This is a genomic window from Rhizobium sp. ARZ01 (assembly GCF_014851675.1).
Classification (GTDB): Bacteria; Pseudomonadota; Alphaproteobacteria; order Rhizobiales; family Rhizobiaceae; genus Mycoplana.
The window spans coordinates 2,180,075-2,193,225 of the sequence record NZ_JACVAE010000001.1 but is presented as its reverse complement, the minus strand read 5'-3'; the positions used below and the strand labels follow the sequence as shown (position 1 = coordinate 2,193,225).

Sequence of the window (13,151 nt, the reverse complement as noted above, 5' to 3'; positions counted from 1 at the left end):
GGGCAATCAGGCGCGCAGGCGATCTGCCCAGTTCCTGACGGCCGTGGCCATGGTGTGGAGATGATCGGCCGTCGAAAATCCGGAGATTGTCTTGCGCGGCTTCAGGTCGTGGTCGCCATCCTCCAGCCAGACGATTTCGATGCTCTTTGAGAGACCGTAGGTATCGACCTCATCCTTTGTCCCGAACTCGTCGCGGGTTCCCTGGCAGATCAGGGCGGGGGTTGAAAGATTGACAAGGTGTTTTGTGCGAAGGGCTTCCGGCTTTCCTGGAGGGTGGAAGGGGTAGCCGAGGCACAACAGGCCCGTGATTGCGCCGGCCGAATGAAGTTCGTCGGCGATCATGCTCGCCACCCGTCCGCCCATCGATTTGCCGCCGATGACGAGCGGACCGGTCGCGCCGAGTGCCCGGATCGCCTCGTGATATTCCGGCTTCAGCGTTTCGGCGCGCGGAGGCGGCTTGCGATCGCCGGACGTCCGCCGTGCGGCCATGTAGGCGAACTCGAAGCGGGCGACACGAAAGTCGGCTTCCGCCAGGGCGCCTGCTGCCGCGCACATCGATGCCGAGTCCATCGGAGCGCCGGCGCCATGTGCAAGCAGGATCGTAATCCCGGCGTCCGCGGGGCCATCGAGCAGTAACCTGTCGCTCATTTTCTCTCCCTTGTCGTATTGATCGGTGACGCCCTTGAAATCGGCCGCAACGCATCACATATCACCGCCCTACCTGAAAAACGGATACGTGTGGTATCGGCGTTTGCCGAGCCGCCGACGTCCGACAGGATAAGGGCGCTCCCCGAAAGGGTCGAGCGCCCTTTTTGCGCTCCACGACGCGGCCAGTGTGCGGCCGAAGCGCGCATCGTAGGGATAGCGGACTTGCGCTGCCGGCAACGATTGAGGAAACTCCGCCGAAAATCCATTCCGAGCCGCCGGACTACATTAGCCTATATGATGACGCCGTTTCTGCTGACCTCCACGATCATCCTGCTGACGCCTGGGCCGACTAACACCGTTCTGGCCGCCTCTGGCGCGGCCAACGGGTTGTGGCAATCCCGTTTGCTGCCGCTCGCGGAGGCGGCGGGCTATGCTTTGGCGATCTCGTTCTTCGTCTGGACTGCAACGCTGGTGAGCGGGGTCTGGTGGGCGATGCCCGCCCTGAAGGTGGCCGCTTCCGGATGGCTCGCACTATCGGCGATCCGTCTTTGGAGTGCGAAGTCGGATGCGAGGGGGGCGGTCGGCTCCGACGTTTTCGGGCGCGTGTTCCTGACGACGATCTTCAATCCCAAGGCGATGATCGTCGGGACCATGCTGATTCCGCATTCGACGACCGAGGAAACCGCGCTGCACGTCGCGACCTTCGTCCTGCTTTCCACGCTCGCGGGTATTGGATGGGTGGCGCTGGGCTCCATGCTGCCCGCCGCGATCCGGCGGCATTCCTACAAGGGAGCAGCTTTCGTGCTTGGCGGATTCTCAATCGCAGCAATGACGAGCGCCCTGGCCTGACAAGTCCTGAGCCTAGCCACGCCCGACCAGTGGCATCTTCGTCGCCATGACTGTCATGGTCAGCACGTTGGCTTCCAGCGGCAGGCTTGCCATGTAGAGTACGGCGTCGGCGATGTGCTTGACGGGGATGGTCGGTTCGGCGGCGATCTCGCCGTTCGCCTGCAGTACGCCGGTGCTCATCCGTTCTGTCATGTCCGTCGACGCGTTGCCGATGTCGATCTGGCCGCAGGCGATGTCAAAGGCGCGCCCGTCGAGTGCGGTGGATTTCGTCAGCCCGGTGATTGCGTGCTTGGTTGCCGTGTAGGGCGCCGAATGTGGCCGTGGCGTCGTTGCCGATATCGAGCCGTTGTTTATGATCCGACCGCCGCGCGGCGTTTGTGCTTTCATAAGCTTGAGTGCCTGCTGGGTGCACAGGAAGGCGCCGGTAAGGTTCACCGAGATAACGCTGTTCCACTGCTCGAAGGTAAGGTCTTCCATCGGGATCGCCGGCACATTCGAACCGGCATTGTTGACCAGAAGGTCGAGGCGGCCGAACGCCGTGCGGATGTGTTCGAAAAGACTTGAGACCTGCTGCGGATCGCCGATGTCGCAGGGAGCCGCACGGATTGTGCCGCCCGTCTTCGTCGACATTTCTGTGGCCGCAGCCTCCAGGACTGCCTGCCGCCGGCCAGTGATAACGACGGCATAGTTTTGCGCGCTCAACGCCTCGGCAATCGCCCGGCCGATACCGGTGCCGCCTCCCGTGACGAGCGCAATCCTGGCTTCGTCCTTGCCTGCTGCCATGGCCAATCCTCCGCCTCATATCGATCGCCCGTCCTTGGTATGCACGATCCAACACCGCTCCACTACATCGATTGGCGTGACCGAGCCATCGTTGTTTCGTGTCAGTCACTTGATCTGCCGGCCGGATTGAACGAACGTAGCTTTTCCGGTGTAGCGTTCATGCCTGCGCCGCTGGCATGGCGTCGATGACGTGGAAGGCGAGCCGATGAGCGAGCGGATTCAGCAGTCGGGTCAGGCGGGAGTGGCAGAGCCGTCCGGTCAGGTGTGGATCGAGGGCGGGACGTTCACGATGGGTTCGGACCATCACTATCCTGAAGAGGCGCCCGCGCATCCCGTTCGGGTCGACGGCTTCTGGATGGATGTTACGCCGGTCACGAACCGGCAGTTCATGGCCTTCGTGGAGGCGACGGGATACGTCACGGTGGCGGAGCGACGGTCGAACGCTGATGACTATCCCGGTGCGCAGCCGCCTATGCTAAGGGCCGGCTCTGTCGTTTTCGATCCGCCGAAGCGAATTTCCGGGCCAGACCCGTCGCAGTGGTGGAATTTCAGGTTCGGTGCGGACTGGCGCCGGCCCTATGGTCGACAGAGCAACATCCGGGGCAAATACGACCATCCTGTCGTGCAAGTCTCCTATGAGGATGCCATGGCATATGCGGACTGGGCGGGCCGGGACCTGCCGACGGAAGCCGAATGGGAGTTTGCCGCCAAAGGTGGGCGGGACGGTACGGAATTCGCCTGGGGTGAGGAACTGGTGCCGGACGGCCGATTCATGGCAAACACGTGGCATGGGATGTTTCCGACCGAGAACCTGAAGCCGGACGGCTTCGATCGGACCTCGCCGGTCGGCAGCTTTCCGTCGAACGGCTACGGCCTCTACGACATGATCGGCAATGTGTGGGAGTGGACGAGTGATTACTGGTCCTCCCGTCATACGGAACCGGCGCAAAAAAGCTGCTGTGTACCTGTAAACCCGCGGGGTGCTGACATCGAAGGAAGCCGCGATCCCCGCATGCCGGAGATCCTGATCGCGCGTCGCGTGGTCAAGGGCGGTTCCCATCTCTGCGCGCCGAACTACTGCCGGCGCTATCGGCCGGCGGCACGGCACGCGCACGAGGAGAACGCCGCAACGACACACATCGGTTTCCGCTGCATTACGCGGCCGTGACCCCGGGAGTATGCCGGTCGTTAGCGCATCTTGTGCGAGAGATCGCGGCGGGGTACCCAAACATTAGATCCGAGGGCTGAGGGGGAGGCGACAATGACGGAAGATCTCAAGAGCGATATCGCGCGGCTGGAGAGACAAGAAGAACTGCTGCGTTTCAGCCGCTTTGACGGCGACACGGCATGGAGGCTCGGGGGCATCCTGCGCGACATCGCCGTCGAGCGTGGTGCGGCCATCGCCATCGATATCTCGATGCGCGACCGCATCCTGTTCCACTGCGCACTCGAGGGTACGACCACGGATAATGCGGAATGGATCCGCCGCAAGCGCAACACGGTCCTGCGCCTCTGGAATTCCTCCTATCTCGTCGGACGAAGGCTTGCCTATGCGCACCGCGTCCAGGAGGAGGCGCACAACCTGCCGCTCGCCGACTTCGCCACCCATGGCGGCGGCTTTCCGATTCTCATCGATGGGCTCGGCTGCGTCGGCGCCGTGACAGTTTCCGGCGTGCCGCAACGCATCGATCACGCGATCGTCGCCGATGGGCTGGCACGCCTCTTAGCTGTCGATCTCGGCGACGCACGCTTGCCGGAATAGTTCAAACGGCGGCGAGGGCCGAATGCATCGGCGTGGGGTCACATTATTCGGCGGGATAGCGCCCTCACGTAGCGTAATCACCAACATTAGGGATATTTGAATTAAATTTTACGAAAGTTCTCAAGTGGATAGATGCGAAGCGGAACGTCGTGTTCTCCCCGTCCCGGAGCCCTTTCATGTCACGCCTCTTCGCACAACTGAAAATCGCCCACCGAATCTTCCTCCTTGCCGTCGTTGCCTTTGTCGGAATCGCCATGATTTCCGGCATCTTCCTGTTTCAGCGTGAAGTCGACGGCGAGTATCGCGCTGTCACCGACACATTGTCGCGTGCACAGGACGACGTCTCCTCGCTCAACATCAACTTCCTCGAAGGTCGACGCTACGAGAAGGACTTCCTGCTGCGCAAGGATCTGGGCTCGGTAGATAAGTTTGCGGCCCAGGCCGACGAGGCCCGGGCGGTGATCGCCGATCTCGCAAGCTTCGCCGACAGTTCGACGCGCGCGAAACTCGACACCATCACGAAAGGCTACGATGCCTACATCGCCGCTTTCGATGGACTCGTCGAGAAGAACAAGGCACTTGGCCTCACCCCGGATGAAGGGCTGGAAGGCGCGATGCGCAAGGCGGTCCACAAGATCGAAGAGCAGCTTAAGTCGGTATCAAACGACGCTGTTCGCGCGAAACTGCTGAACCTTCGGCGACATGAAAAAGACTTCATCATTCGCCGTGACGTGAAGTTGGTTGCCGAACATGCAAAGGAGGTCGAGGCCTTTGCAGGTTTGCCTGCGGATCGTTTTGGCTCTGCAGAAATTCACCGCAATGTCATGGGAGCACTTGGAACCTATGCATCCGCCTTCAAGGCCTATGCCGACCTGACGCTGACGGAAGGGGAGACCCGTAAGGCGGCTTCTAACGCCTATGCCTCCGTCGAGCCGGTCATCGAGGGAATCGTTGCCGAATTCAACAAGCTCAAGGCCACAAACGAGGCCGAGAATGCACGTGTCGCTGCACGCAACATCACGATTGCCCTCGCGGCGCTCGTAGCCACCGTTCTCATACTTGCCGCCTGTGTCTATCTCATCGGCCGTTCGATCTCCCGACCGATCATAACGGTGACGGGCGCCATGCGTGATCTTGCCAATGGCGATACCACCATCACCGTAACGGGCCTCGGGCGTCGCGACGAGATCGGTGAGATGGCCAATGCGCTCGAGGTGTTCCGTCAGGCGGCGATCGCCAACAAGCGTCTGGAGGAAGAAGCTGCTGCCAACCGTGCGAAGGTGGAAGCCGAACGCATCCGCCTGCAGCAGGAAGCGGAAGCCGCTGCGCAAGAGCGTCTGAACGAGGCGACCTCTGGTCTTGCAATAGGCCTGCGCAAGCTCGCAGCCGGTGACCTTGCCTTCGAATTGAACGAACCTTTCGCTCCCGATTTCGAGCAACTGCGCCACGATCTGAACGCGGCCGTGCGCCAACTCGGCGGCGCCCTGACCGCAGTCGCCCAGTCGACGCACTCGATCGACAGCGGCAGCCGCGAGATCAGCCAGAGCGCCGACGATCTCTCCAAGCGAACCGAGCAGCAGGCCGCCTCACTCGAAGAAACCGCCGCAGCCCTCGACCAGATCACCGTCAACGTCGGGAACTCCTCCAAGCGTGCGGACGAGGCGCGCGCGGTCGCGATCCAGGCCAATACCAGCGCAGTGAAGTCTGGTGCGGTGGTCGACAACGCCGTGGAGGCGATGGAGAGGATCGAGCAATCCTCGAACCAGATCTCCAACATCATCGGCGTGATCGATGAGATCGCCTTCCAGACCAACCTGCTGGCGCTCAACGCCGGCGTCGAGGCCGCACGGGCGGGCGAGGCGGGCAAGGGCTTTGCCGTCGTCGCTCAGGAAGTGCGCGAACTTGCCCAGCGCTCGGCCCAGGCTGCAAAGGAAATCAAGGACCTGATCCGAAACTCGAGCGCGGAAGTTCAGGGCGGGGTAAAGCTGGTGCGTGATACGGGTCTGGCGCTGCGCACGATTGGCGACTATGTCGCACAAATCAACCAGCACATGGATGCAATAGCTACCTCCGCCCGTGAGCAGTCGGTCGGCCTGTCCGAGGTCAATACGGCCGTCAACCAGATGGACCAGGTGACCCAGCAGAACGCCGCCATGGTCGAAGAAGCAAATGCCGCAGCCTCGACGCTTGCGACCGAAGCCGGCCGATTGCGCGAACTCGTCGGTCGCTTTGATCTCGGCGCATCCGTGCAGTCGGCAGCGCTGCGACAGGCGGCGGCATCGATGGCCGCAACACCGGTCCGTTCGAGTGTTCAAACCCAGTGGCAATCGCAGGCGAGCCCCAAGCGCGTCGCCAACGGCGGGTTCGTCGAAACGGACAATTGGCAAGAGTTCTGATCAAGTGAAGCGTCCCGGGACACCCGGGGCGCCCCGGTTCATCCGGCAATCGAAGGGCGGCCTGCCTGATCGGCAGTGCCGTCCTTCAGTTTTTTCCGTGGCAGATGTCGCACCGGCAGACGACCTGCGGGGTATCGCCAGCCTCACGCACGTTGCTGCAAGGCAAGCCAATGGCGGTCACGCACGAAGGTCATGAAGTCGTCGGCCGACATGGGGCGGGCGAAGGCAAAGCCCTGCAGGACCTGGCAGCCGAGATCGCGCAGCAGCTTCGCATGCATGAGCGTTTCGGCGCCCTCGGCGACAATTTCGATGCCGCGATGTCGGCCGATGTCGATAATGGAGGAGATCAGCCGTTGCTGCGAGTAGGATTCCAGGATCGGCATGACCAGCCGGCGGTCGATCTTCAGCCGCCGAGGCGAAAGGTCCATAAGGCTGACAATGGAGGCATAGCCGGTGCCGAAGTCGTCAATCTCGATGTCGATGCCGAGCGCTTGTATCTTATCGATCGTATGACGCAACTGGTCATCGGCCGTGTCGAAGGAGATTGATTCCAAAAGCTCGAACGACAGCGTACCGGCCCGCGGCGCCAGTCCCCGCAGGGTGTCAAGCAGTGTTTCGTCGCGCAGGCGCTGGGCGGAGACATTGACGGAAACCTTCGGAATGCCGAAATCGCTCGCCGACCAGCGTGTGAACTGCAGCATCGCGTGACGCAGGACCGTATCGTCGATGGCGGCAACGACATTGAGGTTTTCTGCAATCGAGAGAAAGGCGTCAGGCGCAAGGACGCCGCGTGAAGGATGGTTCCAGCGCGCCAGCGCCTCGACCCCGGTAATCTCGAACGTAGAGGCATCGAATTGCGGATGGTAGTAGGCCGTGAATTCCCCACGCTCGAGCGCCCGCAGGATTTCGTCGCCGGTCTGCTTTATCCGGACCGTGTTCAGGCGCAATGTCTCGTTGAAGTACTCTACGCGATTGCGGCCATTGCGCTTGGCTTCGTAGAGCGCCAGATCGGCGTTGATCAGCAGCTGCTTTGTGGCTTCGTCCGACGACGCACGGGATGCGACGCCGACGCTTGCGCCAATGCGGCATTCATGATTGTCGAGCAGTATCGGCTGGCTCATTTCGCGCACGATCTGTTCTGCCAGCGAAAGGTGACCACGCAAATCGCGATCTTCGGTCGAAACGATCACGAACTCGTCGCCGCCGATCCGGGCGATAAGGTCCCCGTTGCCGATCTGCGCCCTCAAGACATCGGCGGAGCGCCTGAGGATCTCGTCGCCGGCTGCATGGCCGAGCGTATCGTTGATCTCTTTGAAGCGGTCGAGGTCGATGTGAAGAATGGTGAGCGGTGCCTCAATCGGATCAAGACGCTCCAGCACCTGGTCGAGGTAGCGCCGGTTCGCCAGCCCCGTCAGTGTATCGTGCAACGAGTTATGCTCCATCGCCCGCCGGGCCGTTTCGAGCTCCACAATATGCCTTTGCCGCTCCCGCATAAGGCAGCAAGACCAAAGGACCGGTGCGACAATAACGATACCAAGCCCAAATAGCCGGATGCGGAAGGGCCACAGGGATTTCTCACAGCCGGCTTTTGGGACGGCCGCCAGCACCCACCGTTCGCCGCTTCCGAGATTGATCGTCATTCTGACCGGATCGTTGACCAGGGTTTCGGCCTGGCCCATGAAGGGCTCGGCAAGTTTTCCTGTTGGACTGATGGTCGCAAGCGCCACGTCGATCGGAAGATCCGCAGCCCGAAGGCCGGCGCTGTGGATCAATTTTTCCAGATCGACAACGGCGGAAACTATGCCCCAGAACCGTTGCTTCTTGTCGGTGTTGTCACGAAAGATCGGGTAACGGGCAATAAGGCCACGGCCGCCCTGAACGAGCTTGACCGGTCCGGTAAGCACCATGCGTTCGGTGTCACGGGCGCGCAAGGCCGCCACGTTCTGTGCCTGATTGCGCCGGTAATCGAGGCCGAGCGATTTTTCGTTGCCCTTTACGGGATAGATCCGTGAGACAACGAGATCCGGCGCAACGGCGATGTTGCGGATGCGGGATTCGCCGGAGAGGGTGCGTCGGGCGAGATCGGCGAACCGGTCCTGATCCATGTCCGGCTCGGTCGACAACGCGGCAACAAGGCCTTGCACCAGCTTGATGTCCCCCTGGATATTTCCCTCGAGGCGGGCGCGAAGAAGGGACAGTTGGCGGGTTACGGATGAGCGGGAATATTCTTCCTGAAGCTGCCGATTTTGCTGGTCGGCAAGCGCAAGAGCGACGACGACGCCGGCGGTAATACCGAAGGTCAGAAGGAAATGCCCCTTCGTGCGGAGAAGGGCAATGGAACTGCGCAGGACTGCATCGAAACGTTTCATGATCCGCCAGGCGTCTTCTCGGTCTGTTTGCGCGTCTCCCGTCGGACACGCGCCGCCTGATTGTGTCGGCAACAGCTTAAGAATTAACTGATTTAGGGTGTGGCAAAAACCAGAAGGCAAGCAAGCGGCAACTCTCGTATCGGTCGCTCCCCACAATCACAAATTAGCCGAACCCAGGCACTCTATCCCTGAGCCTGCGAGCACTTCCTGCAGATGTTATTAATCGCTCAGGGCGTCCTCAACGATGACGAGACGGTTCACTAGAAGCAGCGACCGGTCGGTCTGAATGACGTAGGTCTCCTGGACCAGATTGCCAGACTGATCGGAGAAGCGATGGTTGAACCAGCTGCCGACGGGGGATTTGGTGAGTTTCGTGCGCGGCTGTCCGCCATAGGTAATGCTCCCCGGAATCGGCTCCGGATAGCTCCCGCCGCCGGCCGTTGGTGAGCAGCCTGCTAGGCACAAGGTGAAGGCGAAAAGCAAAAACGCAATTCTCATCCGCGTCGCTCCCGTTCAAGCCGCCATTCTGGATGGGCCATCTACGATAGCACCGATGCCGCCCCGACTGATCGAAGCATAACAAGCTTGACCGTTCAGAGAAATGCGCAGCGCTCGGCACTGCATGCAGCGTCAAGTCAGTTGTGGTCACGAATGGGGAACTGAGGCGTTCAGCGTATGGCCGCATCGCTTACCCGCGGCTGTATGATGTCGCGAAAATCTCCCCCGAACCGCGCGCGTGCCGGGGGAGAGGATCATGCCGGTCCCGTGCGTCGAAAGCCTTCGCTCGCCTCGAAGAGCTTCTTGGTGTAGGGCGCCTCGAAGGCGTGGCTTGCAAGAGCGGAGGCGGGAAGCGTCTCCACAACGTGGCCGCCCTGCATGATCGCAAGGCGCTCGCACATGTGGTTCACGACCGCGAGATCGTGGCTGACCATGACGAAGGTCAGCTTGCGGTCCTTGCGGGTCTGTTCCAGCAGGTTCAGGATTTCCGCCTGCACCGAGGCGTCGAGCGCCGAAGTCGGCTCGTCGAGGAGCACGATCGAGGGTTCGACGATCAGAGCACGGGCGATCGCCACACGCTGGCGCTGACCGCCGGAAAGCTGGTGCGGGTAGCGGAAGCGGAAGCCCTTGCCGAGCCCGACTTCCTCGAGCGCACGAACGATGCGCTTCTCGGTGTTATCGAAACCGTGAATGGCGAGTGGCTCAAGCAGCGCGCGATCGATCGTCTGGCGGGGATGCAGCGAGCCGTAGGGGTCCTGGAAGACCATCTGGACTTCGCGGTAGAAGGCGCGATCGCGCTTGTCCTTGGACAGCTGCTTGCCATCGATCGCGATCGTGCCGGCGCTGACCGGTGCCAGTCCTGCAACGGCGCGCAGCAACGTTGACTTGCCAGAACCAGATTCACCGACGAGGCCAAAGGATTCGCCGCGCACAACAGAGACGCTGACGTTGTTGAGCGCCCTGTGGCCATGATATTCGACGCTGAGCGCCTTGACTTCGAGCGCCGCGGTCATAGGGCCCACTCCGGTTTGCGATCGAGAACGGGAAGGGGGTGTCGGTCGTTGCCGATACGCGGCAACGAGTTCAGCAATCCGCGCGTATAAGGATGCTGTGCATTCGCAAGGTCCGCACTCGCGAGCTCTTCCACGATCTTGCCCGCATACATGACGATCACCCGGTCGCAGAAGGTCGAGACGAGGCGCAGGTCGTGCGAGACGAACAGCAGGCCCATACCGCGATCAGCAACCAGCCGGTCGAGGATGCCGAGCACTTCGAGCTGCACGGTAACGTCGAGCGCTGAAGTCGGCTCGTCGGCGATCAGGAGTTCGGGACCGGCAACGAGCATCATTGCGATCATGGCGCGTTGACCCATGCCGCCGGAAACCTCGTGCGGGTGTAGGTCGAAAACACGCTTGGGATCGCGGATCTGTACGGCTTCCAGCATGGCGAGAGCGCGGTCGCGGGCCTCTCCGCGCGAGACGCTTTCGTGCGTCTTCAGCGTTTCCATGATCTGCCGGCCGATGGTCATCACCGGGTTCAGCGAATATTTCGGATCCTGCAAGATCATGGCCATCTGCTTGCCGCGCAGCGACCGGCGCTGCCTGGGGCTGGCCGCCAGCAGGTCGATGTCGTTGAACATCATCTTCTTGGCTGCGACCGTCGCTTGCGGCGGCGTCAGGCCCATGATGGCGCGGCCGGTCTGCGACTTGCCGGAACCGGATTCGCCGACAATGCCGAGCCGTTCGCGGCCGAGCTTCAAGGAGACGCCGCGCACCGCCTGGATCGGGCCGGAGCGGCCGGGGAAGGTGACGCGCAGGTCTTCGATGTCGAGAAGGGGCTTCACCGGCCTTCCTCCTTCGGATCAAGCGCGTCGCGCAGGCCATCACCGAGCAGGTTGAAGCCGAGGCTCACGATGAGGATTGCGGCACCCGGAGCGGCGGCAACCCACCACTGGTCGAGGATGAAGCGGCGACCGGAGGCGATCATGGCACCCCATTCGGGCAGCGGCGGCTGTGCGCCGAGGCCGAGGAAGCCGAGGCCGGCGGCGGTCAGGATGATGCCGGCCATGTCGAGCGTGACGCGCACGATCAGCGAGGGCATGCAGAGCGGCATGATGTGGCGCAGCACGATCCGCATCGGCGAGGCCCCCATGAGCTTCACCGCCGCGATGTAGTCGGCATTGCGGAAGGTCATGGTCTCGGCCCGCGCGATGCGCGCATAGGGCGGCCACGATGTGATGGCGATCGCGAGCACCGCATTCTCGATACCCGGACCGAGGGCTGCGACGAAGGCGAGTGCAAGAACCAGCTTCGGGAAGGCGAGGAAGATGTCGGTGATGCGCATCAAGACGGCGTCGACCCAGCCGCCGGCATAGCCGGCCACGGTGCCGATCAGGAGGCCGACGGGTGCGGCGATGATGGCAACGAGAATGACGACAAACAGCGTCAGTCGCGAGCCGTAGATCACGCGCGAAAGGATATCGCGGCCCTGGTCGTCGGTGCCGAACCAGTGCAGCGCGCTCGGCGCCAAGAGCCGTTCATCCTTCAGATTGCCGATGTATGGCGAATACGGCGCCAACACGTCGGCCAACGCGGCCGTCAGCAGCAGCAGCACCAGGATCGCGAGGCCCAGGAGTGCGAGCTTGTTGTCGCAGAAGCGCAGCCAGGTGGTGTAGGTGCGGCCGAGACGGGCTTGCGTGCGCGACGCCGGCCGTTCGGTCATCAGCCATTCCCGCCAGGAAAGCGGAGCTTGGGATGTGATGTCGCTCATCGCGTGCGCGTCCTCGGGTCAAGTGTCCGATACAGCAGATCCGACAGAAGGTTGATGGCGATGAAGACGGAGCCGATGACGATCGTTCCGCCAAGCACCGCGTTCATGTCGGCGTTCTGGAGCGAATTGGTGATGTAGAGGCCGAGACCCGGCCAGGCGAATACCGTTTCCGTCAGCACCGAGCCTTCGAGAAGGCCGGCATAGGAAAGCGCGATAACCGTGATCAGCGGCACGGCGGCGTTGCGCAGGGCATGGCCCCAGATGATGCGGGTTTCCGAAAGGCCCTTGGCGCGGGCGGCGACGATGTATTCCTGACTCAGTTCATTGAGCATGAAGCTGCGTGTCATGCGGCTGATATAGGCCAGCGCAAAGTAGCCGAGGAGACAAGCGGGCAAGGCGATGTGGCGGATCAGGTCCCACAGCACGTCCCAGGCACCCTGCATAGTCGCATCGATCAGGTAGAAGCCTGTGACCGGGGTGAAGGAATATTCGTAGACAACGTCGACGCGGCCGGGGAATGCGGCCCATTGAAGCTTGGCGTAGAAGAGTACGAGCGAAAGCAGCGCCAGCCAGAAGATCGGCACGGAATAGCCGATGAGGCCGATGACGCGGACGATCTGGTCGGCAAGGCTGCCGCGCTTGACGGCGGCGAGAACGCCGAGCGGGATGCCGAAGAGGGCGCCGATGAGCGTGCCTAGCGTGGCAAGCTCGATCGTCGCCGGAAAGACCCGTCGAATGTCCTGCATCACCGGATTGGTGGTCAGGACGGAGGTACCGAAATCCCCCTGCAGTGCGCCCTTCACGTAGAGGAAGAACTGCTGGTAGAGCGGCAGGTTGAAGCCCATCTCTTCGCGCACGCGGTCGACCACGTGCTGCGGTGCGCGGTCGCCGAGAATGGCGAGCACGGGATCAATCGGGATGACGCGGCCGATGAAGAAGGTCACGGCGAGAAGGCCGAGATAGGTCGTCACCACAATGACGAGAAAACGCAGCGTGGCGAGGACGAGCGAGCGGGCTCGGGCGCTTGCGCGCCCGGCCCCTGCTTGAGTTGGAATAGCGGACAAAGGTCTTTTTCCC

At 62.1% G+C, this 13,151-nt stretch carries 12 protein-coding genes; 4 read left to right on the top strand and 8 right to left on the bottom strand.

What is annotated here, in order from left to right:
• Positions 1 to 6: 6 nt before the first annotated feature.
• A complete protein-coding gene (locus IB238_RS10505) occupies positions 7 to 648 on the bottom strand; it encodes an alpha/beta family hydrolase (protein WP_192245976.1) in 642 nt (213 codons plus the stop codon).
• 294 nt (positions 649 to 942) lie between these two features.
• Between IB238_RS10505 and IB238_RS10500 the strand changes: the two genes are divergently transcribed.
• Positions 943 to 1,497 (top strand): threonine transporter, encoded by a 555-nt coding sequence (locus IB238_RS10500; RefSeq protein ID WP_192245975.1) that lies wholly within the window; start codon positions 943 to 945, stop codon positions 1,495 to 1,497.
• Positions 1,498 to 1,509: 12 nt separating this feature from the next.
• On the opposite strand, the gene IB238_RS10495 is transcribed toward IB238_RS10500, so the two are convergent.
• The gene (locus tag IB238_RS10495) at positions 1,510 to 2,286 is read right to left on the bottom strand and encodes an SDR family oxidoreductase (protein WP_192245974.1); all 777 of its coding nucleotides are present in this window, start codon (positions 2,284 to 2,286) and stop codon (positions 1,510 to 1,512) included.
• A 199-nt stretch (positions 2,287 to 2,485) separates the two neighbouring features.
• Here IB238_RS10495 and IB238_RS10490 point away from each other — a divergent pair, with 199 nt between their 5' ends.
• The 3 genes from IB238_RS10490 (at position 2,486) to IB238_RS10480 (ending at position 6,438) form a co-directional block, all read left to right on the top strand.
• Positions 2,486 to 3,448, top strand: coding sequence for a formylglycine-generating enzyme family protein (locus IB238_RS10490; protein ID WP_192245972.1), 963 nt, complete (start codon positions 2,486 to 2,488; stop codon positions 3,446 to 3,448).
• Positions 3,449 to 3,541: 93 nt separating this feature from the next.
• Positions 3,542 to 4,042 carry a heme-degrading domain-containing protein gene (locus tag IB238_RS10485; protein WP_192245969.1) on the top strand — a complete coding sequence of 167 codons (501 nt, stop codon included), beginning with the start codon at positions 3,542 to 3,544 and terminating at the stop codon, positions 4,040 to 4,042.
• Positions 4,043 to 4,218: 176 nt separating this feature from the next.
• Positions 4,219 to 6,438 carry a HAMP domain-containing methyl-accepting chemotaxis protein gene (locus IB238_RS10480; RefSeq protein ID WP_192245967.1) on the top strand — a complete coding sequence of 740 codons (2,220 nt, stop codon included), beginning with the start codon at positions 4,219 to 4,221 and terminating at the stop codon, positions 6,436 to 6,438.
• A gap of 143 nt (positions 6,439 to 6,581) precedes the next feature.
• Here IB238_RS10480 and IB238_RS10475 read toward each other — a convergent pair whose 3' ends face one another.
• The 6 genes from IB238_RS10475 to IB238_RS10450 form a co-directional block, all read right to left on the bottom strand.
• A complete protein-coding gene (locus IB238_RS10475; protein ID WP_192245963.1) occupies positions 6,582 to 8,807 on the bottom strand; it encodes an EAL domain-containing protein in 2,226 nt (741 codons plus the stop codon).
• Between the two features lie 219 nt (positions 8,808 to 9,026).
• Positions 9,027 to 9,305 (bottom strand): hypothetical protein, encoded by a 279-nt coding sequence (locus tag IB238_RS10470; protein ID WP_192245960.1) that lies wholly within the window; start codon positions 9,303 to 9,305, stop codon positions 9,027 to 9,029.
• Positions 9,306 to 9,559: 254 nt separating this feature from the next.
• Positions 9,560 to 10,318, bottom strand: a complete 759-nt coding sequence (locus IB238_RS10465; RefSeq protein ID WP_192245958.1) for an ABC transporter ATP-binding protein — start codon at positions 10,316 to 10,318, stop codon at positions 9,560 to 9,562.
• The gene (locus IB238_RS10460) at positions 10,315 to 11,148 is read right to left on the bottom strand and encodes an ABC transporter ATP-binding protein (protein WP_192245956.1); all 834 of its coding nucleotides are present in this window, start codon (positions 11,146 to 11,148) and stop codon (positions 10,315 to 10,317) included. Before IB238_RS10460 ends, IB238_RS10465 begins: the two co-directional genes overlap by 4 nt.
• Positions 11,145 to 12,074 (bottom strand): nickel transporter permease, encoded by a 930-nt coding sequence (nikC, locus tag IB238_RS10455; protein ID WP_192245954.1) that lies wholly within the window; start codon positions 12,072 to 12,074, stop codon positions 11,145 to 11,147. Before nikC ends, IB238_RS10460 begins: the two co-directional genes overlap by 4 nt.
• A complete protein-coding gene (locus tag IB238_RS10450; protein ID WP_192245952.1) occupies positions 12,071 to 13,138 on the bottom strand; it encodes an ABC transporter permease in 1,068 nt (355 codons plus the stop codon). Before IB238_RS10450 ends, nikC begins: the two co-directional genes overlap by 4 nt.
• Positions 13,139 to 13,151 lie beyond the last annotated feature (13 nt).

Bases quoted from the DNA above. Each gene is read 5' to 3' on its own strand.
- IB238_RS10505 (WP_192245976.1), bottom strand. From the start codon at position 648: ATGAGCGACAGGTTACTGCTCGATGGCCCCGCGGACGCCGGGATTACG.
- IB238_RS10500 (WP_192245975.1), top strand. From the start codon at position 943: ATGATGACGCCGTTTCTGCTGACCTCCACGATCATCCTGCTGACGCCT.
- IB238_RS10490 (WP_192245972.1), top strand. From the start codon at position 2,486: ATGAGCGAGCGGATTCAGCAGTCGGGTCAGGCGGGAGTGGCAGAGCCG.
- IB238_RS10485 (WP_192245969.1), top strand. From the start codon at position 3,542: ATGACGGAAGATCTCAAGAGCGATATCGCGCGGCTGGAGAGACAAGAA.
- IB238_RS10480 (WP_192245967.1), top strand. From the start codon at position 4,219: ATGTCACGCCTCTTCGCACAACTGAAAATCGCCCACCGAATCTTCCTC.
- IB238_RS10475 (WP_192245963.1), bottom strand. From the start codon at position 8,807: ATGAAACGTTTCGATGCAGTCCTGCGCAGTTCCATTGCCCTTCTCCGC.
- IB238_RS10470 (WP_192245960.1), bottom strand. From the start codon at position 9,305: ATGAGAATTGCGTTTTTGCTTTTCGCCTTCACCTTGTGCCTAGCAGGC.
- IB238_RS10465 (WP_192245958.1), bottom strand. From the start codon at position 10,318: ATGACCGCGGCGCTCGAAGTCAAGGCGCTCAGCGTCGAATATCATGGC.
- nikC (WP_192245954.1), bottom strand. From the start codon at position 12,074: ATGAGCGACATCACATCCCAAGCTCCGCTTTCCTGGCGGGAATGGCTG.